At 63.2% G+C, this 19,593-nt stretch carries 18 protein-coding genes; 7 read left to right on the plus strand and 11 right to left on the minus strand.

Annotated features, from left to right (window positions below; genetic code table 11):
- Nucleotides 1-3,099 carry an efflux RND transporter permease subunit gene (locus tag JOE32_RS03450; RefSeq protein WP_209981451.1) on the minus strand — a complete coding sequence of 1,033 codons (3,099 nt, stop codon included), beginning with the start codon at nucleotides 3,097-3,099 and terminating at the stop codon, nucleotides 1-3.
- Nucleotides 3,100-3,105: 6 nt separating this feature from the next.
- Complete coding sequence (locus tag JOE32_RS03455; RefSeq protein ID WP_209981452.1) at nucleotides 3,106-4,248, minus strand: efflux RND transporter periplasmic adaptor subunit; 1,143 nt, start codon at nucleotides 4,246-4,248, stop codon at nucleotides 3,106-3,108.
- Nucleotides 4,249-4,412: 164 nt separating this feature from the next.
- Between JOE32_RS03455 and JOE32_RS03460 the strand changes: the two genes are divergently transcribed.
- Both JOE32_RS03460 and JOE32_RS03465 read left to right on the plus strand, forming a co-directional pair.
- Nucleotides 4,413-5,114 carry a response regulator transcription factor gene (locus JOE32_RS03460; protein WP_209981454.1) on the plus strand — a complete coding sequence of 234 codons (702 nt, stop codon included), beginning with the start codon at nucleotides 4,413-4,415 and terminating at the stop codon, nucleotides 5,112-5,114.
- Nucleotides 5,115-5,117: 3 nt separating this feature from the next.
- Nucleotides 5,118-6,419 (plus strand): ATP-binding protein, encoded by a 1,302-nt coding sequence (locus JOE32_RS03465; RefSeq protein WP_209981456.1) that lies wholly within the window; start codon nucleotides 5,118-5,120, stop codon nucleotides 6,417-6,419.
- Here the strand turns inward: JOE32_RS03465 and JOE32_RS03470 are convergent, their stop codons facing one another.
- The 3 genes from JOE32_RS03470 to JOE32_RS03480 form a co-directional block, all read right to left on the minus strand.
- Entirely contained in the window at nucleotides 6,420-7,088 is a 669-nt protein-coding gene (locus JOE32_RS03470) for an anti-sigma factor (protein ID WP_209981459.1), read from the minus strand.
- Complete coding sequence (locus tag JOE32_RS03475) at nucleotides 7,085-7,603, minus strand: sigma-70 family RNA polymerase sigma factor (protein ID WP_209981461.1); 519 nt, start codon at nucleotides 7,601-7,603, stop codon at nucleotides 7,085-7,087. Before JOE32_RS03475 ends, JOE32_RS03470 begins: the two co-directional genes overlap by 4 nt.
- 95 nt (nucleotides 7,604-7,698) lie before the next feature.
- Nucleotides 7,699-8,220: a DUF3455 domain-containing protein gene (locus JOE32_RS03480; RefSeq protein ID WP_209981463.1), complete on the minus strand. Its 522-nt coding sequence runs from the start codon at nucleotides 8,218-8,220 to the stop codon at nucleotides 7,699-7,701.
- A 136-nt stretch (nucleotides 8,221-8,356) separates the two neighbouring features.
- Here JOE32_RS03480 and JOE32_RS03485 point away from each other — a divergent pair, with 136 nt between their 5' ends.
- Together JOE32_RS03485 and JOE32_RS03490 are read left to right on the plus strand one after the other, a co-directional pair.
- Complete coding sequence (locus tag JOE32_RS03485) at nucleotides 8,357-9,136, plus strand: class I SAM-dependent methyltransferase (protein WP_209981465.1); 780 nt, start codon at nucleotides 8,357-8,359, stop codon at nucleotides 9,134-9,136.
- An 82-nt stretch (nucleotides 9,137-9,218) separates the two neighbouring features.
- Nucleotides 9,219-10,004 carry a sulfite exporter TauE/SafE family protein gene (locus JOE32_RS03490; RefSeq protein WP_057010206.1) on the plus strand — a complete coding sequence of 262 codons (786 nt, stop codon included), beginning with the start codon at nucleotides 9,219-9,221 and terminating at the stop codon, nucleotides 10,002-10,004.
- 466 nt (nucleotides 10,005-10,470) lie between these two features.
- Here the strand turns inward: JOE32_RS03490 and JOE32_RS03495 are convergent, their stop codons facing one another.
- Nucleotides 10,471-11,709: an acyl-CoA dehydrogenase family protein gene (locus tag JOE32_RS03495; protein WP_209981466.1), complete on the minus strand. Its 1,239-nt coding sequence runs from the start codon at nucleotides 11,707-11,709 to the stop codon at nucleotides 10,471-10,473.
- 99 nt (nucleotides 11,710-11,808) lie between these two features.
- Here JOE32_RS03495 and JOE32_RS03500 point away from each other — a divergent pair, with 99 nt between their 5' ends.
- Complete coding sequence (locus JOE32_RS03500; RefSeq protein WP_209981468.1) at nucleotides 11,809-11,949, plus strand: hypothetical protein; 141 nt, start codon at nucleotides 11,809-11,811, stop codon at nucleotides 11,947-11,949.
- Between the two features lie 28 nt (nucleotides 11,950-11,977).
- Nucleotides 11,978-13,063 (plus strand): dimethylsulfone monooxygenase SfnG, encoded by a 1,086-nt coding sequence (gene sfnG, locus JOE32_RS03505; protein WP_209981470.1) that lies wholly within the window; start codon nucleotides 11,978-11,980, stop codon nucleotides 13,061-13,063.
- Nucleotides 13,064-13,077: 14 nt separating this feature from the next.
- Here sfnG and map read toward each other — a convergent pair whose 3' ends face one another.
- On the minus strand, nucleotides 13,078-13,833 hold the full coding sequence (gene map / locus JOE32_RS03510) for a type I methionyl aminopeptidase (RefSeq protein ID WP_209981471.1): 756 nt from the start codon (nucleotides 13,831-13,833) through the stop codon (nucleotides 13,078-13,080).
- 308 nt (nucleotides 13,834-14,141) lie between these two features.
- On the opposite strand from map, the gene JOE32_RS03515 reads away from it, so the two are divergent.
- On the plus strand, nucleotides 14,142-14,405 hold the full coding sequence (locus tag JOE32_RS03515; protein WP_209981473.1) for a DUF1652 domain-containing protein: 264 nt from the start codon (nucleotides 14,142-14,144) through the stop codon (nucleotides 14,403-14,405).
- A 72-nt stretch (nucleotides 14,406-14,477) separates the two neighbouring features.
- On the opposite strand, the gene JOE32_RS03520 is transcribed toward JOE32_RS03515, so the two are convergent.
- The 4 genes from JOE32_RS03520 to ugpC form a co-directional block, all read right to left on the minus strand.
- Nucleotides 14,478-15,416: a carbohydrate kinase gene (locus tag JOE32_RS03520; RefSeq protein WP_209981475.1), complete on the minus strand. Its 939-nt coding sequence runs from the start codon at nucleotides 15,414-15,416 to the stop codon at nucleotides 14,478-14,480.
- Between the two features lie 12 nt (nucleotides 15,417-15,428).
- A complete protein-coding gene (xylB, locus tag JOE32_RS03525; RefSeq protein ID WP_209981477.1) occupies nucleotides 15,429-16,910 on the minus strand; it encodes a xylulokinase in 1,482 nt (493 codons plus the stop codon).
- Nucleotides 16,911-16,986: 76 nt separating this feature from the next.
- Nucleotides 16,987-18,468: a mannitol dehydrogenase family protein gene (locus JOE32_RS03530; RefSeq protein ID WP_209981479.1), complete on the minus strand. Its 1,482-nt coding sequence runs from the start codon at nucleotides 18,466-18,468 to the stop codon at nucleotides 16,987-16,989.
- An 18-nt stretch (nucleotides 18,469-18,486) separates the two neighbouring features.
- On the minus strand, nucleotides 18,487-19,590 hold the full coding sequence (gene ugpC / locus JOE32_RS03535) for a sn-glycerol-3-phosphate ABC transporter ATP-binding protein UgpC (RefSeq protein WP_209981481.1): 1,104 nt from the start codon (nucleotides 19,588-19,590) through the stop codon (nucleotides 18,487-18,489).
- Nucleotides 19,591-19,593: the final 3 nt, after the last annotated feature.

Here is a 19,593-nt window from a genome sequence, read left to right on the forward strand (position 1 = left end):
TCAGTCGGGCGTATGCCGCTTGCGTACCAGCTTCATCACCACCACAAAAAACACCGGCACAAACACCACCGCCAGTGTCGCCGTGATCATCCCGCCGATCACACCCGTGCCAATCGCCTGCTGGCTCGCCGAACTGGCGCCGGTGGCGATTGCCAGCGGCACCACGCCGAGGATGAACGCCAGCGAAGTCATGATGATCGGCCGCAACCTCAGCCGCGCGGCCTTGAGCGTCGCGCTGATCAGGTCTTCGCCCTGGTCATACAGGTCCTTGGCGAATTCGATGATCAGAATCGCGTTCTTCGCCGACAGGCCGATGATGGTGATCAGGCCAACCTTGAAGAACACATCGTTGGGCATGCCGCGCAAGGTCACCGCCAGCACTGCGCCGAGCACGCCCAGCGGCACCACCAGCAGTACCGATGTCGGAATCGACCAGCTTTCATACAAGGCCGCCAGGCACAGGAACACGATCAGCAGCGACAGGCCCAGCAGGATCGGCGCCTGGGAGCCGGACAAGCGCTCCTGCAACGACAGTCCGGTCCATTCCTGGCCCAGACCGGCGGGCAACTGGCTGACCAGGCGCTGGATTTCCGCCATCGCCTCGCCGGTGCTGTGCCCCGGCGCGGCTTCGCCGGTGATCGCGATAGCGGGGTAACCGTTGTAGCGGGTCAACTGCGCCGGGCCCTGGGTCCACCGGGCTTCGACAAACGCCGACAACGGCACCATCTTGCCGTCCTTGTTGCGCACGTTGATTTTCATCAAGTCCGCCACCTGGCTGCGCTGATCGCCTTCGGCCTGCACCACCACCCGCTGCATGCGGCCCTGGTTGGGGAAGTCGTTGACATAGGCCGAACCGATCGCCGAGGACAACACATTGCCCACATCGGCAAACGATACCCCCAGCGCATTGGCCTGCTTGCGGTCCACTTCGAGCTGCACCTGCGGTGCCTCGGCCAGGGCGCTTTCACGCACGTTGGCCAGGATCGGGCTTTTTGCCGCCGCATTGAGCAGGTCGGTCCGCGCCGCCATCAACGCTGCGTGGCCGACGCCGCCACGGTCTTGCAGACGAAACTCGAAACCGCTGGAGGTGCCCAGGCCGTCAACCGGCGGCGGCAGCACTGCGAAGGCAATCGCGTCCTTGAGGCCGCCAAAAGCCGCGTTGGCGCGGTTGGCAATTGATGCTGCGGAGGCATCGGCGCCGCGGTCCGACCAATCCTTGAGCGTGGTAAACGCCAACGCTGCGTTTTGCCCTGAGCCGGAGAAACTGAAGCCCATGATCATGGTGGTATCGCCCACGCCGGTCTCGGTGGCGTTGTGTGCCTCGATCTGCTCGGCCACCTGCACCGTGCGGTTCTTGCTTGCGCCCGGCGGCAGTTGGATGTCGGTGATGGTGTAGCCCTGGTCCTCCACCGGCAGGAACGAGGAGGGCAGGCGCGTGAACATCCAGCCCAGGCCCACCAGCAACACCAGATAAATCAGCAGGTAACGCCCGCTGCGCTTGAGCGCATAGGTCACCCAGCCTTCGTAGCGGTCGGTGAGTTGTTCAAAACGTTTGTTGAACCAGCCGAAGAAACCGCCCTTGGCATGGTGCTCGCCCTTGGCGATCGGCTTGAGCAAGGTGGCGCAGAGGGCCGGGGTCAAGGTCAGCGCCAGGAACGCCGAGAACAGGATCGAGGTGGCCATTGACAGCGAGAACTGCTGGTAGATCACCCCCACCGAGCCTTTCATGAAGGCCATCGGCAGGAACACCGCCACCAGCACCAGGGTGATGCCGATGATGGCGCCGGTGATCTGGCCCATGGCTTTTTTCGTCGCGTCCTTGGGCGACAGGCCTTCGCTGACCATGATGCGCTCGACGTTCTCCACCACCACAATCGCATCGTCCACCAGGATGCCAATCGCCAGCACCATGCCGAACATGGTCAGCACGTTGATCGAGAAGCCCAGTACCAGCATGGTGGCGAAGGTGCCCATCAAGGCAATCGGTACCACCAGGGTGGGGATCAGCGTGTAGCGCACGTTCTGCAGGAACAGAAACATCACCGCAAACACCAGCGCCATGGCTTCGAGCAGGGTGTAGACCACTTTGGTGATCGAGACCTTGACGAACGGCGAGGTGTCGTACGGGATCTTGTATTCCACATTGGCCGGGAAATAGCGCGACAGCTCGTCCATCTTGGCGCGCACCAGGGTCGCGGTGTTCAACGAGTTGGCGCCCGGCGACAGTTGCACACTCACGGCGGTGGACGGCTTGCCGTTCAGGCGCGTGGAGAACTGGTATTCCTGGCTGCCGACTTCCACCCGCGCCACATCGCCGACACGTACGGTGGAACCGTCCGGGTTGGCCTTGAGCACGATGTCGGCGAATTCCTGCGGCGTCGACAGCTGGCCCTTGACCAGAATCGCTGCGGTGATTTCCTGGGTGTTGGTGCCCGGCAGGTCGCCGATGCTGCCGGGGGCAACCTGGGCGTTCTGCGCGGCAATCGCGGCGTTGACGTCGGCCGGCGTGAGGTTGAAGCCGATCAGTTTCTGCGGGTCGATCCAGATGCGCATCGCCCGTTCCGAACCATACAGCTGCGCCTTGCCCACGCCGTCCAGGCGCTTGAGCTCGTTCATCACGTTGCGCGCCAGGTAATCGCTGAGCGCGGTGTCATCGAGCTTGCCGTCATTGGAGGTCAGGGTCACCAGCAGCAGGAAGCCGGCGGAGACTTTCTGCACCTGCAGGCCTTGCTGGGTAACGGCCTGGGGCAGGCGCGGCTCTACCGCTTTGAGGCGGTTTTGCACATCCACCTGGGCCATCTCAGGGTTGGTGCCCGGCTGAAAGGTGGCGGTAATGGTGGCCGAGCCCAGGCTGCTCTGGGATTCGAAATACAGCAGGTGGTCGGTGCCGTTGAGCTCCTGCTCGATCAGGCTGACCACGCTCTGGTCCAGGGTCTGGGCCGAGGCGCCCGGGTACACCGCGTAGATTTCGACTTTCGGCGGCGCGACGTCAGGGTACTGCGCCACCGGCAACTGCGGGATGGCCAGCGCACCGGCCAGCAGGATAAACAGGGCCACCACCCAGGCGAACACCGGGCGGTCGATAAAGAACTGCGGCATGGCGGGTTATTCCTTCACGAGCGGGCTGGCGTCGACTTCAACGGTGTCACCGGGACGCGCGTGTTGCAGGCCTTCGACGACGATACGGTCGCCCGGCTTGAGGCCGCTGCTGACGATCCAGCGATCACCGATTACCGAGCCCAGTTCCACCGGCTGCTGGCTGACTTTCTGCTCGGCGTCCAGCAGCAGCACCATCGGGATACCGGCGCTGTCGCGGGTGATGGCGCGTTGCGGCACGCTGATGCCTTGCCGGTCGACGGCCTGTTCTAGGCGCACCCGCACAAAGCTGCCGGGCAGCAGGTCGAGGTCCGGGTTGGGGAACTCGCTGCGCAGGATGATTTGCCCGGTGCCGGGGTCGACGCTGATCTCGGCGAACAGCAATTTGCCCGGCAGCGGGTACAGGCTGCCGTCGTCCAGAATCAAGGTGGCCCTGGCCTGGTCCTGGCCGACCTGCTTGAGGCTGCCGGCGCGGAAGGCGCGGCGCAGGTCGTTGAGCTCGCGGGTGGACTGGGTGAGGTCGGCGTGAATCGGGTCCAGTTGCTGGATGGTCGCCAGCGGCGTGGCTTCGTTCTGGCCGACCAGCGCACCTTCGGTGACCAGCGCACGGCCGATGCGTCCGGAAATCGGTGCGGTGACGGTGGCATAGCCCAGGTTCAGGCGGGCGCGGTCGACGGCGGCTTTCTGCGCGGCAACCTCGGCGCTGGTCTGGCGCACGGCGGCGCGGGCATTGTCGTAGTCCTGGCCGCTGATCGCGTTGCCTTCCACCAGTTGGCTATAGCGCTGCGCTTGCAAGCGCGCCTGGAAGGCGTTGGCCTCAGCCTTGCTCAGGTTGGCCTGGGCGCTGTCGAGGTCGGCCTTGAACGGTGCCGGGTCGATGCGAAACAGCACATCGCCCTGTTTCACGTCATGGCCTTCCTTGAACACACGCTGCAGCACCACACCGGCCACCCGGGCGCGCACCTCGGCAATGCGCGGCGCGGCGATGCGCCCGCTCAGTTCGTTGGTGATGGACAGTGGCTTGGCCTGCAGGGTTTCGATGCGCACTTTGGCCAGGGGCATTTGCGGCGCCTTGGCCGTGGACTTTTCACAGGCGCTCAGCGCCAGTGTGAGTGCCAACAGGCAGAATGGCGCAAACAGATTCTTCGACATGCTCTTATCCCAATATTGACTGGCGCATCCTAAGGTCACCGGCGCCGTGGTGCTGTAAAGCTGTGTAGGTGGTGTGTGAAGAAATGTAAGGTGCAGCCCACTGTGGGCCGAGGGCGTATATCCTTGCACAATCCTGCAAAGCCGTACTATTTGGAAACATCTTGATGCCGAACATTCTGCTGGTGGAAGACGACGCCGCGCTCTCCGAGCTGATTGCCAGCTATCTGGAACGCAACGGCTATCAAGTCAGTGTGCTCAGCCGTGGCGATCAGGTGCGTGAACGGGCGCGCCTGAACCCGCCGGACCTGGTGATTCTCGACCTGATGCTGCCCGGCCTCGACGGCCTGCAGGTGTGCCGCCTGCTGCGCGCCGACTCTGCGGGCCTGCCGATCCTGATGCTCACCGCCCGCGACGACAGCCACGACCAGGTGCTGGGCCTGGAGATGGGCGCCGACGACTACGTGACCAAACCCTGCGAGCCGCGCGTGTTGCTGGCGCGGGTGCGCACCCTGTTACGGCGCAGCAGTTTATCCGAACCGCAGGCGGCCAACGACCAGATCATCATGGGCAACCTGTGCATCGACCTGTCGGAGCGCACCGTCACCTGGCGCGAGCAGCCGGTGGAGTTGTCCAGCGGTGAATACAACCTGCTGGTGGTGCTGGCGCGCCATGCCGGCGAAGTGCTCAGCCGCGACCAGATCCTGCAGCGCCTGCGCGGCATCGAATTCAACGGCACCGACCGTTCGGTGGACGTGGCCATCTCCAAGCTGCGCCGCAAGTTCGACGATCATGCCGGCGAAGCCCGCAAGATCAAGACTGTGTGGGGCAAGGGCTACCTGTTCAGCCGCTCCGAGTGGGAATGCTGAGCCATGTTTCGTGTCCTGCTGCGCCTCTACCTCATCACCATCGTCACCTACAGTGCGGCGATCTATCTGATTCCCAAACTGACGGTGCAGTTGTTCGAGCATCGCTACCTGGATTACAACATCGAGCAGTCGCGCGGCCAGCAAAAGCTGATCGTCAAACAGTACCTGCGTGCACCGGTGGAGCGCTGGTCGCAGGTGACCGAACAATTGGACCGCGACTTTGCCCCGCAGAAAGTGCATCTATTGCTGCGTAAGGACGCCAGCTTCACGCCGGCCGAAGAGAAGCTGCTGGAGCAGGGCAAACCGGTGGTCCGCCTGGGCGAATGGGGCTGGATGGGGGAAATCAGTTCACCGATCAACGACCAGTTCGTGGTCAAGCTGACCATCCCCGACGACCCGCTGGACATCAACCTGCTGTACTGGTCGATGAATGTGCTGGTGGGCGGTGCGCTGCTGGCCTGCCTGCTGGTGTGGCTGCGTCCGCACTGGCGTGACCTGGAGCGCCTGAAAAACACCGCTGCGCAGTTGGGCATGGGCAACCTGTCTGAACGCACGCACATCCCGCCCAGTTCCAACATCGGCGGTCTGGCTGCGGTGTTCGACACCATGGCCGGTGACATCGAACGGCTGCTCAACCAGCAGCGCGACTTGCTCAACGCCGTCTCCCACGAGTTGCGCACGCCCTTGACCCGGCTGGATTTCGGCCTGGCGCTGGCATTGTCCGAAGACATGCCCCAGGCCGGGCGCGAGCGCCTGCAGGGGCTGGTCGCGCATATTCGTGAGCTGGACGAGTTGGTGCTGGAACTGCTGTCCTACAGCCGCCTGCAGACTCCGGCGCAATTGCCGGAGCGCGTGGAGGTGATGCTCGACGAGTTTATCGACAGCGTGCTGGGCAGCATCGACGATGAGCTGGCAAACCCCGCGATTGTGATCGACGTATCGCTCGACTGCGCAGTGGAGCGCTTCAGCCTCGACCCGCGCCTCACCGCGCGGGCGCTGCAGAACCTGCTGCGCAACGCCACGCGTTACTGCGACGCGCGTATCCAGGTGAGCGTCAGGGTGGACGCCGAGGGCTGTGAAATCTGCGTGGATGACGATGGCATCGGCATTCCCCGGGACCAGCGTGAACGCATCTTCGAGCCGTTCTACCGCCTGGACCGCAGCCGCGACCGTGCCACCGGCGGCTTTGGCCTGGGCCTGGCGATCAGCCGGCGCGCCCTGGAAGCCCAGGGCGGCAGCCTGATCGCCGAGGCGTCACCGTTGGGCGGCGCGCGTTTTCGCGTGTGGTTGCCCACTGTCGGTTGATCACAGCACCTTGACCGCGCGGCCGATGGCCTGGATTGGCCCGGTCGGTTTGCCGGTGGGCGAGCCGCGCGGGTCTTCCAGGGTCAGTTCGAACAACTGGTTTGGCGCAAGCGGCGGCAACCGGTCCAGCGGCACCGACAGCGTTTGCCCGGGCTTGACCAGCCCCAGGGACACCGGGCCCTGCCAGCCGTCGCCCTTGGTCCAGAACTGCAATGCCTTGTCGGCGGGCACTTGCATCACCCCCAAAGGAATCAACTGGATCTGCTGATTGCTGCTTGCCTGGATCACCCAGCCGGGCGCCTGGCTTTGCGGCGCCACCAGCACCACCACAAAACTCGGCTCGGCGAGGGGCGCACGGACCAGCAACAGCGTTGCCAGCACCATGCTCGCCGCCAATCCTGCAGCGGCAAGGCCACGCCAAACGGCCAGCAGGTTCCACCACGGCACGCGCGGGGCGGGCACGGCGAGCGTCTGCTGAATGCGTCGCCACAGGTGCTGCGATGGCACCACCGGCGCCGCCAGCGTCGTCAGCGGCAACAGGCGTTGCTCCCAGGCATCCACCGCCGCGCGCAGGTCGGCGTCATGCCCGAGTCGTTGTTCGACCTCGGCGCGCTGCGCCAGAGGCAGAGTGCCCAAGACGTATTCGCCAGCCAGTTCTTCAGTGTTCATGTCATGCACTCCCGCAAGGCGGCGAGGCTGCGTTTGATCCACGCTTTGACGGTGCCCAGCGGGGTGCCGAGTGCCTGCGCGATTTCGCTGTGGGAATAGCCGTCGACATAGGCATGCAGGATGCAACGGCGACGGGCCGGGTCGAGCCGCTCCAGGCAGGTGTGGATCTGCCCGGAACGTGCGGGGAATTCAAAGGTTTCAGCCGGTTCTGCCAGTGGCTCGTGCTCTTCGCTCAGTGGTACGTCGCGGGCGGTCCTGCGCACCACGTTCAGCGCCTGGTGGCGGGTCACGCTGTACACCCAGCCGCGTGCCGAACCTCTGCCGGGGTCAAAACCTGCAGCGCCGTGCCAGATCCTGATAAACGCGTCATGCACGGTATCTTCGGCCAGCGCCTTGTCGCGCACGATGCGCAACGCCACGCCGAGCAAGCGGCTGCTTTCCTGCTCATACAAGCGGCGCAAGGCCTGTTGATCGCCACGGGCACAAGCCAGTAGGCAGGCGTCGTAATCAAACAAATGATGTCCCCAGCACAAACCTTCTGCAGGCACGACCAACCTCGCTCCTGCAGAAGGAAACGGTGATATTCCTCCGGCAGCGTAGCTGAATTTACTCAGCTGGCTGACCAGAAGAGATAGTCCGCCTGGTATTTCACCACTTCCTGCTGGCCTTTATTGGCAGCGGTGCACGTGCTGCTCGGCGCAACGCCACCTTTGAGCGCCACCCGCTGGATGTAACTGACGCCGCTCATGACGCCCTTGCCCTCGGCCGGGTTGGCCTTGACCAGTTGATACGGCAGGTTGCCGGGGCTCGACGGCGCCACGGCCAACTGCGTGCCGGTGATTTTCGAGCCATCCTTGGCCTGCCAGGTCGCAGGCGGGCCGAAATAGGTGCCGACCGGTTTGCCGCTGCGGTCATTCAGCACGGCCTTGGGGCCGACGAAGGTCCATTCTGTTTCACCGGCAGCGCTGGCCTTGTCGCGGCATTCGTAGGTGATTTCGCCGACGCCGGTGGTCTCCATCGACACTGTGTGGCCAGCCGGCACCTTGATGCTGTCGGGCAGGTTGGTCTGGGCGAATGCCGCAGGGCTGGTGGCCAGCAAACCGGTCAGGCAGAGCAGGGCTTTTGCGTTCATGGTGTTTCTCCATTGAGTAGAACAGCAGGGTTGCTGCAGCTACTACCCAGGCGCGCGGCGATTGGATGCACGCATTAGAAAATAAAAGCGAGGAGGCGCACACTGTGGCCCCGCTTTACCCGAAGAGAGATTGGCCATGACTGGTGTTCACACGTCCGCTCAACAAGGTTTCTCGACTCAGGCCGCGACCTACGCACAGGGCCGGCCGAACTATCCACGCCAGCTCACCGGCTGGCTCGCCGATACCTTGCGCATCAATGCGCAGTCGACAGTGATCGACCTGGGCGCCGGCACGGGCAAGTTCACCCGCCTGGTCAGCACCCTGGCACCTGCGTTGATCGCGGTGGAGCCGGTGGCGCAGATGGGCGCGCAGTTAGCCAGGCTGCTGCCGGATGTGCGGCTGGTCAACGGCACCGCCGAAAGCATCCCGCTGGCCACGGCAAGTGCCGATGCGGTGGTCTGCGCCCAGGCCTTTCACTGGTTCTCCACCCAGGCTGCGCTGGCGGAGATTCACCGCGTGCTCAAACCCGACGGATGCCTGGGGCTGGTGTGGAATGTGCGCGATGAATCGGTGGATTGGGTGGCGGCGATCACCGAAATCATCACGCCGTATGAGGGCGATACACCGCGCTTTCACAGCGGGCATTGGCGCGAGGCCTTCACCGGTGAGTATTTTTCCTCACTTGACATGACGTGTTTTCCCTACCGTCATGTCGGCAGCCCTCAGGAGGTGATCATCGATCGCTTCCTGTCCGTGAGTTTCATCGCTGCGTTGCCTGCACCGGACAAAGCCAGGGTCAGCGCACAATTGCGCACGCTGATCGACACCCATCCAGCCCTGAAAGGTCGCGATACGGTGGCCTTTCCTTACCGGACCGAGGCGTACGCGTGTCGCCGACTGGCGCAAAAGGCATAAAGTCAGATCACATTGATATAAGTGGTTATAAGAAAAATCGCTATCCTGCCGCCAGAAATTTATAAGGCCGCAGGTAGCGTTAATGGATGTGGGAAATATTGGTTTTGTGGTTGCCGGCCTGATCGTGGGGTTTATCGTGGGCATGACCGGCGTCGGCGGGGGCTCGCTGATGACGCCGATCCTGTTGTGGTTCGGCATCAACCCGGCCACCGCCGTGGGCACCGACCTGTTATACGCGGCCATCACCAAGTCCGGTGGCGTGCTGGTGCACAGCCGGAACAAAAACATCGACTGGACCATCACCGGCTGGCTCACCCTGGGCAGCGTGCCGGCGGTGTTGCTGACCCTGTGGTTCCTCGCCAGCCTGCACACCGACCCCACTGCGATGAACGCGGTGATCAAGCAGGCCCTGGGCGTGGTGCTGCTGCTCACGGCCCTGGCGATCCTGTTCAAGCAACGCCTGTTGGCCTTCGCCCAGCGCCATGCCGGCGATGATTACCACATGAGCCCGCGCAACCTGAACGGGCTGACGGTGGTCACCGGCGCGATTCTCGGCACCATGGTCGCGCTCACGTCCATTGGCGCAGGCGCCCTCGGCACGGTGGCGCTGTTTATTCTTTATCCGTTCCTCGCCACGCGCCGTCTGGTCGGCACCGAAATCGCCCATGCCGTGCCCCTGACGCTGGTCGCAGGTCTTGGCCATGCGAGCATGGGCAACATGGACTGGCACCTGCTGGGCTTTTTGCTGATGGGCTCGCTGCCGGGCATTTACCTGGGCAGCCACATGACCGGCAGGATCCCGGACGGCGTATTGCGCCCGTGCCTGGCGATCATGTTGATGGCCGTCGGCTACAAACTCGCGTTCTAACCAGCACACCCTTCAAGTGTGGGAGTGAGTAGGCCCAGGCAACCACACTCCAATGGCGAGCAGGCTTGCCCTAATGCCGTTCAGTTAAGCGCAGATTCCCTGTGGCGAGCAGGCTTGTCCTGCGTTGGGCTGCGCAGCAGCCCCAAAGCCAGGCGCTGAGCCGTATCAGGTACACCGCGTTTTGCTTGATTGGGGGCGCTTCGCACCCCAATGCGGGGCAAGCCCCAATGCCGTTCAGTTAAGCGCAGATTCCCTGTGGCGAGCAGGCTTGTCCTGCGTTGGGCTGCGCAGCAGCCCCAAAGCCATCCTCTGCGCAGTGTCAGGTACACCGCATGTTCCTTGATGGGGGCGCTTCGCACCCCAACGCGGGGCAAGCCCGCTCGCCACGACAGGCCCGCTCGCTGCGACAAGCGCGCTCGCCACAGAGGTTCCAGGTCGAGCTTCCAGCATTCGATCCAGTAGGGTTTCAGGCTTGTTTCGGGCCATTACCGATCTGCCACACGAACGGCGGTTCGCTGCCGTTGATCACCCAATCGCCGATAATCCGCGCCTTGTAGATCACCGGGTTGTGTGACGACACCGTGCGTGCGTTGCGCCAGTGCCGGTCCAGCGCCTTGCCCTGACGCACATCCGAGGCGCCCAGCGCATTGAACAATTGGCTGGTGGCGCGCTGGATCAGTTCCGAGACCACCACCTGCGCCGTCGCCGATTCAATCTCGGCGGCCACATTGGCGTCACGCTCTGCGGCATCGTCTCCGCCGAACCGTGCCAGGTAGGCGCGTTGCGCCGGCACCGCCGCTTTCAGCGCGCTGGCCTCGGCGGCATACACGAGCGCGGCGATTTCACCCACCACCTGTTGCACCTGCGCGTCCTGGCTGACATGCGCGGCATTGCCATGGCTATAGATGCGTTTGCGGTCACGCACCTGCCGGGCCACATCATTGAGCGCCGCTCGGCCGATGCCGGCCAGGGTTGCCAACAGGACTAACTGGTAGAACGCGGTCTGGTATTTGAAGCGCGTGGCAAAGTCGATCACGTCCTGCGCTTGCACCACCGCATCGGTAAACCGCGTGGTGCCGCTGCCGGTGGTGCGCTGGCCGAAACCGTCCCAGTCATCGCTCTGCACCACGCCGGGCTGGCGGGTGCGGGTGGCGGCGATCACGTCGCCGCCTGTATCGCTGCGCCGCGCATACACGTCGATCCAGTCAGAGAAAATACTGCCGGTGCTGTAGAACTTCTCACCATTGAGTGTCCACTGTTCGCCGTCGGGGCTGACCTGGGTGACCACATCGCCAATCGCCACCGTACCGATTTCGGTCCAGGCGCAGCCGACGATATCGCCGTCGACAAACCGTTTGAACCACAGGTCGCGCCCGGCGCTCGGTGGTGCGTTCAGGCGGTCTTCGGCAAACGCAAAATGCCCGCGCAGGGCCTGGGGCACGTTGGAGTCGGCAGCCGCCAGCTCGATCAGCAGTTCAAACAACTGCGGCAACGAAGCGCCGCCGCCGCCATATTCCACCGGTACGCGCACCGCACCGAAACCGGCCTGCTTGAGCCACTGGATCGGTTCATGGGGCAGGGTGCGCGTGTGTTCGCGCTCAAGCGCGCCCTCGGCGATACGCTCAAAGATCGGCCGGAAACGGGCGGCCAGTGTCGGGTAGTCGACGCCGATGGACAACGGGTTGATGACGTGGTGTTCGGTCATGGGGGACGGCTCCTGGGCAGTGATCATGTGCGAGGGGGATTGCACACTCCGTGCCGGGTGCGACAGCCCGTGTTTACGGGGGGCAGGTGCCATTGACTGTTGCGCCAGCAACAGTGGATCGACAAACCGGCGCAATCGGTGACAGTGTCCGGTGGCTATGCCCGGTGCCCGTTTTACGGGCGCAACCCTTGTGCGCCGGGCCTTTACCGAGGCCTGGCACGCTTGCTGCTCAAGGCTTGATACATCCCTGTGTGCGAGGAACCTCAAGATGAGTCAGCAAGCCGTGAAATTTGCCTATTGGGTGCCCAACGTCAGCGGTGGGCTGGTGGTGAGCAAGATCGAACAGCGCACCCACTGGGGCATCGACTACAACCGCAAACTGGCGCAACTGGCCGAAGCCGCCGGCTTCGAATATGGCCTGACCCAGATCCGCTTCACGGCGGGTTATGGCGCCGATAACCAGCACGAATCGGTGGCATTCAGTCACGCCCTGCTGGCCGCGACCACCAAACTCAAGGTGATTGCCGCGATCCTGCCGGGCCCCTGGCAGCCGGCGCTGGCGGCCAAGCAATTGGCGACCATCGACCAGCTCACCAACGGCCGCATCGCGGTGAATATCGTCAGCGGCTGGTTCAAGGGCGAGTTCCAGGCCATCGGCGAGCACTGGCTGGAGCACGACGAACGCTATCGCCGCTCGGAAGAATTCATTCGTGCGCTCAAAGGCATCTGGTCGCAGGACAATTTCACTTTCAGAGGCGACTTCTATCGCTTCGACAACTACACCCTCAAGCCCAAGCCACTGGGCCAGCCTGAGGTGTTCCAGGGCGGCAGCTCAAGGGCCGCGCGGGACATGGCGGCGCGGGTGTCGGACTGGTACTTCACCAACGGCAACACGCCCGAAGGCATCCAGGCCCAGGTCAACGATATTCGCACCAAGGCCGCGGCCAACAACCATTCGGTCAAGGTGGGTGTGAACGCTTTTATCATTGCCCGCGACACCGAAGAAGAAGCCCGTGCGGTACTTGCGGAAATCATCGACAAGGCGGACCCGGAGGCAGTCAACGCCTTTGGCGATGCGGCCAAACAGGCGGGCAGGGCCTCACCGGAAGGCGAGGGCAACTGGGCCAAGTCCAGCTTTGCCGACCTGGTGCAGTACAACGACGGCTTCAAGACCAACCTGATCGGCACGCCACAGCAAATCGCCGAGCGCATCGTGGCGCTCAAGGCGGTGGGTGTGGACCTGATACTGGCCGGGTTCCTGCACTTTCAGGAAGAGGTCGAGTACTTCGGCCAGCGCGTGCTGCCCCTGGTGCGTGAGCTGGAAGCCAAGGCCGGCATCAAACAGGTGGCCTGAGGTGAACGCGGGGGTCAGGGCAGGGCCTGCAAGGTCAGCACCTCGAACCCCTGCGCCGTCACCGCGACGGTGTGTTCCCACTGTGCCGACAGGCTGTTGTCCTGGGTCACGACCGTCCAGCCATCCTTGAGGTTGCGTACCTTGGCGCTGCCCTGGTTGAGCATCGGCTCGATGGTGAACACCATGCCTTCACGCAATTGCAGGCCGGTGCCGGGGCGGCCGACGTGCAGGATCTGCGGTTCTTCGTGCATGTCGCGGCCGATGCCGTGGCCGCAGTATTCACGCACCACACTGTAGCCGTTGGCTTGCGCATGGCTCTGGATCGCGTGGCCGATATCGCCCAAGTGTGCGCCGGGTTTGACCTGGCGAATACCTTCCCACATCGCCTCGAAGGTCTTATCCACCAGCCGCCGTGCCTTGGGCGCCACGTTGCCGATCATGTACATCTTGCTGGAGTCGGCAATAAAGCCGCCTTTTTCCAGGGTGATGTCGATATTGATGATGTCGCCGTCCTTGAGCACGTCCCTGGCATTGGGCATGCCGTGGCATACCACCTCGTTGATCGATGTATTGATGGAGAAGGGATAATCGTATTGCCCAAGGCTGGCCGGGCGCGCCTGCAGGTCGTTACGGATGAAGGCTTCGACGGCGGCGTCCAGTTCCAGGGTAGAGCGGCCGGCGGCGACGAAGCCGTCGAGCAGGGTAAATACCTCGGCCAGCAGGCGCCCGGCTTCGCGCATCACGGCAAGTTGTGCGGGAGTTTTGATCATTGTCTGCGGGACGACCTCAGGGTTAAAAGTTTGCTATATATTTCTGCAAGTTTAACCTGTTTAACCGAGTTTGCCGGGTTAAACGTTTAATCGAAGTCGTTCGGCGATAATTCAGGGCACTGCGATAGTTCCAGATTCAGTTATGTAAACGACGCCTCAGCTTATGAGGAAAAGTTACAACGCGCGTCAGTTTTGCCGAGTACGCTCATTAAGTGAAAGCGTCTTCCAGGGTTGGCAGGGCGCGGCGGGGACCTGCCCGCCAGACACATAACAATCAGTTGGCAGTCTCATAAAAGGAGAGGTTAGCCATGCTTTCGGAACTGGAACTACGCAGCATTATTGAAGGAAGTTTTCTGCCCAAGCGGTGTGAATGCATTAAAGCCGAAGACGCGTCGCTGACGATCAAAGTGTATGACGAGCGTGATCGTGACCGAGTGGATCTGGAAGTCAAAGGCATCAATGCCGACAAGCTCGACAGCAGCCGCGCCATTTGCAACCTGATCACCGGGTTGCGCGAAGACCTCAAGCACACGCAGGAACCTGTCAAACGTATGGGGTCGATTTATCGATGACCCGCAGGCTCGGTTAAACGCTGAGCCCCTGTCAGAACGGCGGTTGCCGTTCTTTTTTTTGCCCGGGCAGGCTCAGTCCAGCTGCAGACGGTACGGCAGGTCGGGCCCAGTCCGGGTGCAGGTCAAGGCCGAGGCGCGAATCGCAAAGCCCAGCATCGCGTCGATCTGTTCGCGCGTCAGCTGGTGCAGGCCTTGCACCGAGTCCAGTTGATGCTCGGTCAACCAGGCAATCAACGCAGCCTGGAAGGTGTCGCCGGCACCTACGGTGTCGGCCATCACGATCTTCATCGCCGGTTGCGACCAGGTGCCATGCTGGCGGCTGAACACACTGGCGCCGTCGCCGCCACGGGTGAGGAACACCAACTGGCAGCGGTGCTGCAACCAGTCCTGCAGCACGCTTTCCGGTGATTGGTCGGGGTAGAGCAGGTGCAGGTCTTCGTCGCTGACCTTGATCAGGTCGGCATGCTGCGCCAGTTGCGCCACGCGCTCGCGCCACAGTTGGATATCCGGCTGCGGGTTGAGGCGCACGTTGGGGTCGAGGCTGATCAGGCGCTTGCCGCTTTCACGCTTGACCAACTCGAGCAGGGTATCGCCAATCGGCTGCACCACCAGCGAAAACGAACCCACATGCAGCCCGCGAATTTCATCGCCCAAATTTGGCAGATGGTCGATTTCCAGCAGGCGGTCGGCGCAACCCTCGCCGCGGAAGTTGTACTGCGGTGAGCCATTGGCCCCCACTGCAACCATTGACAGGGTGGTGGGCGCGGCGAACTCCAGCAGAAACCGCTCGCTGACGCCTTCGTCCTTGAGCACCTGCAACAGGCGGCGTCCCAGAAAGTCGGTGGACAGCCCGCCAAACAGCCCGGCCTCGATGCCCAGACGGCGCAGGCCGACCGCCACGTTGAACGGCGAGCCGCCGGCAATCGCCCGGTAATTGAGCTTGGCAGCCTGCCCGCCGACCTCTTCCTCGCTGAAAAAATCAAACAGCGCTTCACCACACACCAGATACATAGTCGTTCGCTCTTAAAGGGTTGCCACGTGCTGTTGATAGCGTTCGTAAGCCTGCTGACAGGCAAGGACATTGGCCGCCACCGGCAACGTGCGGCTGGCCGGGTCGACGCTGACGCATTTGTCGCACAGGCTGGCCAGGGATTCGCCGCTCTGGCACCACGCCGCCTGGATCGCCGCGCCGAGGGCGGCGGCTTCGGGTTGTTCGGTGCAAATCACTTCGGTGTTCATGATATCGGCAACCATCTGCCGCCACACCGGGCTTTTCGAGCCGCCGCCGATAAGGCGGATACGCTGGCTTTGCAGGCCGGTTTCGCGCAGTAGGTCGAGGCCGTAGCGCAGGCCGAAGGTGGTGCCTTCGACCACCGCGCGGCACAGGTTGGCGCGGGTCAGGTTGGTCATGGTCAGGCCGTGCAGGCTGCCGGTGGCATGGGGCAGGGCGGGTACGCGCTCGCCGTTGAGAAACGGCAGCATGCTCACGCCGTCGGCGCCAATCGGAGCCTGCGCGACGAGGGCGTTGAAGGCCGCCAGGTCCAGCTCGAACAGCTCGCGAATCACTCCGGTGGCGTTGGTCAGGTTCATGGTGCAGATCAACGGCAGCCAGCCGCCGCTGGAAGAGCAGAAAGTCGCCACCGAGGCCTGGGGGCTGATGTTGGGCTGATCCGAAAAGGCGTAGACAGTGCCCGATGAGCCCAGGCTCATGGTGATCACGCCCGGCGCGATATTGCCGGTGCCAATGGCGCCCATCATGTTATCGCCTCCGCCGCTGGAGACGATGGCGTGGGGGTTGATGCCCAGGCGTTCGGCGATGGCGGGGAGGATCGTGCCCACGGCCTGGTCGGCTTCGATCAGCTCGGGCAGGGCCGCTTCCAGGCGACCGCTGGGGTCGATGTGTTTGAGCAGCGCAACATCCCATTCACGGGTGCGCACGTTGAAATAACCGGTGCCCGACGCATCGCCGTATTCCGCCACGGCACGCCCGGTCAGCCAATGGTTCAGGTAGTCGTGGGGCAGCAGGATATGGGCGATGCGGCTGAACACATCCGGGTGCTGTTCGCGGGTCCACAGCAGTTTGGACAGGGTGTAACCGGGCGCAATCGCCACCCCCAGGCGCTCCAGCGAACCGCGTTCGCCGCCCAGGTGTTGCAGCAATCGGTCATTTTCAGGTGCGGTTTCGGTGTCGCACCACAGCTTGGCCGGGCGCAGTACCTGGCCCTCGTCGTCGAGCAGCACCAGGCCGTGTTGCTGGCCGGAAACGCCGATGCCAAGGATGTCGCGGCCGTCCACGCCGGCCTGTTGCAGGGCGCGGTGGGTGGCTTCGGTGAACGCATCCAGCCATTCCTGGGTGTGCTGTTCGCGGCGACCATTGGCGCCGCTGATCAGGGTATGTGCGGCGGCGCCCAGACCCAGCACCTTGCCGGTGGCCGCGTCGAGGACAATGGCCTTGGTGCCCTGGGTGCCGCAGTCGATGCCGAGGAACAGGTTTTGCTGGGTCATGAGGGAGTGCTCAGCAGTTTTATTATTGGATTGAAATGCGGTCAATGTGGGAGGGAGCAAGCCCCCTCCCACAGTTTTAAGCCGGTTTCTTCAGGAGGTTTTGCAGGGTTTCAGTGACGCCATGATCGCGCAAACTTGCATAACACCGCTCGAACGCTGCCACAAACGCGGGTGAGTTGGGAATAGCCTTGCCGAAAATCTCTTCCACCCCCAGCAGTCGCTGGCTGATCAGCGCGTCGTCACTGACCAGTGCCTGGCAGAACTCGGCACGCGGATCCGGGATTTTGTAGCTCACACCGTTCTCATCCACGCCCTTCAAGTACAACGCCCAGGCTGCGACCACCAGTGCTGCCCGCTCGGTCTCACGGCCATCGGCAATCAAACGGTTGATGGTCGGCACGGTGAACTTGGGAAACTTCGACGAGCCATCCGAACACACGCGCTCCAGCTGATCGGCAATCGCCTGGTTGGAGAAGCGGTCCACCAGCGTCTGTTTGTACGCGGTCAGGTCGATGCCCGGCACCGGCGCCAGGTTTGGCGTGACGTCCAGGTCCATGTAGGCACGCATGTACGCCACAAACACCGGGTCATTCATGGTCTCGTGCACAAACCGGTAACCCTTGAGAAAGCCCAGGTAGGTCAGCGCCAGGTGACTGCCGTTGAGCAGGCCGATCTTCATTTCTTCATAGGGCGTGACGTCATCGGTGAACTGCACCCCGACTTTTTCCCAGGCCGGGCGGCCGTTGACGAAGTTGTCTTCCAGCACCCACTGCACAAAGGGTTCGCACACCACCGGCCAGGCATCGTCGATGCCGTGCTCGTCGTGCAGTTGCAGGCGGTGCGCGCTGCTGGTCATGGGCGTGATGCGGTCGACCATGGCGTTGGGGAAACTCACGTTGGCCTTGATCCAGTCGTGCAGGTCGGCATTGTGCAGGGCGGCGAACGCCAGCAACGCCTTGCGCGTGACGGCGCCGTTGTGCGGCAGGTTATCGCAGGACATCACGGTAAACGCCGGGGTGCCGGCGGCGCGGCGTTGGCTCAGCGCCGCGCAGATAAAACCGAACACGGTGGTCGGCGCCGCAGGGTGGGCCAGGTCATGCTGGATCTGCGGCAGGTGCGCCATGAACTCGCCGGTGCTGTCGTCGATGCAGTAGCCGCCTTCGGTGATGGTCAGCGAGACGATGCGAATGGCGGGGTCGGCCAGTTTGTCGATCAGCGCCTGGGCGCCGTCTTCGGCCAGCAGCATGTCGCTGATCGAGCCGATCACGCGCACTTCGGTGTCGTCGGTGTCGCCCAGTTCATACAGGGTGAACAGGTAATCCTGGCCGGCCAGGTCGTCGCGGGCCTTGCGGTCCTCGGCCCGCAGGCCGACGCCGCAGATGCTCCAGTCCAGGCCAACGCCGGTATTCATCAGCGCATCGGTGTAATACGCCTGATGCGCGCGGTGGAAACCGCCTACGCCGATATGCGCGATGCCCTGCGTAGTGCTGGCAATGGCGTAGGCGGGGATTTTCACTTGCGGCGCCAACAGGGTGAGGTTCTGCTTATTCAGTTTCATCAGAAGATACTCGCGAAATCAGGCGGCAGCGCGCAGTGGGCGGGCCACGGCCACGCCGTCGGTGTCGAACAGGTGGCAGTGCGCCGGGTCGAGGTGCAGGTGCAGGGTTTCGCCGTACTGGCTGGCCATGTCGCCGCGAATCCGCATTGTCAGCGGCTCGCCTGTTGAGGTGATGACGTGGCAGAAGGTGTCGCTGCCCAGGCGCTCGCCGACGTCGGCGATGACGGTCAGGGTGGTCTGGCCCGCTGCGGCGATTTCCAGGTGTTCCGGGCGAATGCCCAGGGTCACCGCGTTGCCGACGCTGAGGGTCGGGCCGCTGAGCGGCAGGTTGATCAAGGTGCCGGCGTCCAGTTGCACTTCACAGCTCTGCGATTCGACCCGCGTGACCTTGCCCTTGAGAAAGCCCATTTTCGGTGTGCCGAGGAAACCCGCCACAAACAGATTGGCCGGCTGGTGATAGAGGTCCAGCGGCGAGCCGACCTGCTCGATGCGCCCGCTGTTCAACACCACCACCTTGTCGGCCAGGGTCATCGCTTCCACCTGGTCGTGGGTCACGTAGATCATGGTCGCCTGCAGCTCCTTGTGCAGGCGCGCCAGTTCCAGGCGCATCTGCACGCGCAGCGCGGCATCGAGGTTGGACAGCGGTTCGTCGAACAGGAAGATCTTCGGGTTGCGCACAATCGCCCGGCCAATCGCCACGCGCTGACGCTGACCGCCGGACAGTTGCTTGGGCTTGCGCTCAAGCAACGGGCCGAGTTCGAGGATGCGCGCCGCTTCGCTGACCTTGCTGTCCACCAGCTTCTTGTCGACGCCGGCCAGGTCCAGGGCAAACGACATGTTCTTGCGCACGCTCATGTGCGGGTACAGCGCGTAAGTCTGGAACACCATCGCCAGGTCGCGCTTGGCCGGGGTCACTTCGGTGATGTCGCGCCCGTCCAGTTCGATGGTGCCTTCGCTCACTTCTTCAAGCCCCGCGATCAAGCGCAGCAGGGTGGACTTGCCGCAGCCCGAAGGGCCGACGAACACCACGAATTCCTTGTCGTTCACTTCCAGGTCGATGCCTTTGATGATCGAGAAGCCTTCGAAGCCTTTTTGCAGATTCTTGATTTTCAGGTTGGCCATGAG

Origin of the sequence: Pseudomonas sp. PvP025, from assembly GCF_017832155.1 — a bacterium.
Taxonomy (GTDB): Bacteria; Pseudomonadota; Gammaproteobacteria; order Pseudomonadales; family Pseudomonadaceae; genus Aquipseudomonas.

Bases quoted from the DNA above. Each gene is read 5' to 3' on its own strand.
- JOE32_RS03455 (WP_209981452.1), bottom strand. From the start codon at position 4,248: ATGTCGAAGAATCTGTTTGCGCCATTCTGCCTGTTGGCACTCACACTG.
- sfnG (WP_209981470.1), top strand. From the start codon at position 11,978: ATGAGTCAGCAAGCCGTGAAATTTGCCTATTGGGTGCCCAACGTCAGC.
- ugpC (WP_209981481.1), bottom strand. From the start codon at position 19,590: ATGGCCAACCTGAAAATCAAGAATCTGCAAAAAGGCTTCGAAGGCTTC.
- JOE32_RS03465 (WP_209981456.1), top strand. From the start codon at position 5,118: ATGTTTCGTGTCCTGCTGCGCCTCTACCTCATCACCATCGTCACCTAC.
- map (WP_209981471.1), bottom strand. From the start codon at position 13,833: ATGATCAAAACTCCCGCACAACTTGCCGTGATGCGCGAAGCCGGGCGC.
- xylB (WP_209981477.1), bottom strand. From the start codon at position 16,910: ATGACCCAGCAAAACCTGTTCCTCGGCATCGACTGCGGCACCCAGGGC.
- JOE32_RS03495 (WP_209981466.1), bottom strand. From the start codon at position 11,709: ATGACCGAACACCACGTCATCAACCCGTTGTCCATCGGCGTCGACTAC.
- JOE32_RS03530 (WP_209981479.1), bottom strand. From the start codon at position 18,468: ATGAAACTGAATAAGCAGAACCTCACCCTGTTGGCGCCGCAAGTGAAA.
- JOE32_RS03470 (WP_209981459.1), bottom strand. From the start codon at position 7,088: ATGAACACTGAAGAACTGGCTGGCGAATACGTCTTGGGCACTCTGCCT.
- JOE32_RS03490 (WP_057010206.1), top strand. From the start codon at position 9,219: ATGGATGTGGGAAATATTGGTTTTGTGGTTGCCGGCCTGATCGTGGGG.
- JOE32_RS03450 (WP_209981451.1), bottom strand. From the start codon at position 3,099: ATGCCGCAGTTCTTTATCGACCGCCCGGTGTTCGCCTGGGTGGTGGCC.
- JOE32_RS03460 (WP_209981454.1), top strand. From the start codon at position 4,413: ATGCCGAACATTCTGCTGGTGGAAGACGACGCCGCGCTCTCCGAGCTG.
- JOE32_RS03515 (WP_209981473.1), top strand. From the start codon at position 14,142: ATGCTTTCGGAACTGGAACTACGCAGCATTATTGAAGGAAGTTTTCTG.
- JOE32_RS03480 (WP_209981463.1), bottom strand. From the start codon at position 8,220: ATGAACGCAAAAGCCCTGCTCTGCCTGACCGGTTTGCTGGCCACCAGC.
- JOE32_RS03520 (WP_209981475.1), bottom strand. From the start codon at position 15,416: ATGTATCTGGTGTGTGGTGAAGCGCTGTTTGATTTTTTCAGCGAGGAA.
- JOE32_RS03485 (WP_209981465.1), top strand. From the start codon at position 8,357: ATGACTGGTGTTCACACGTCCGCTCAACAAGGTTTCTCGACTCAGGCC.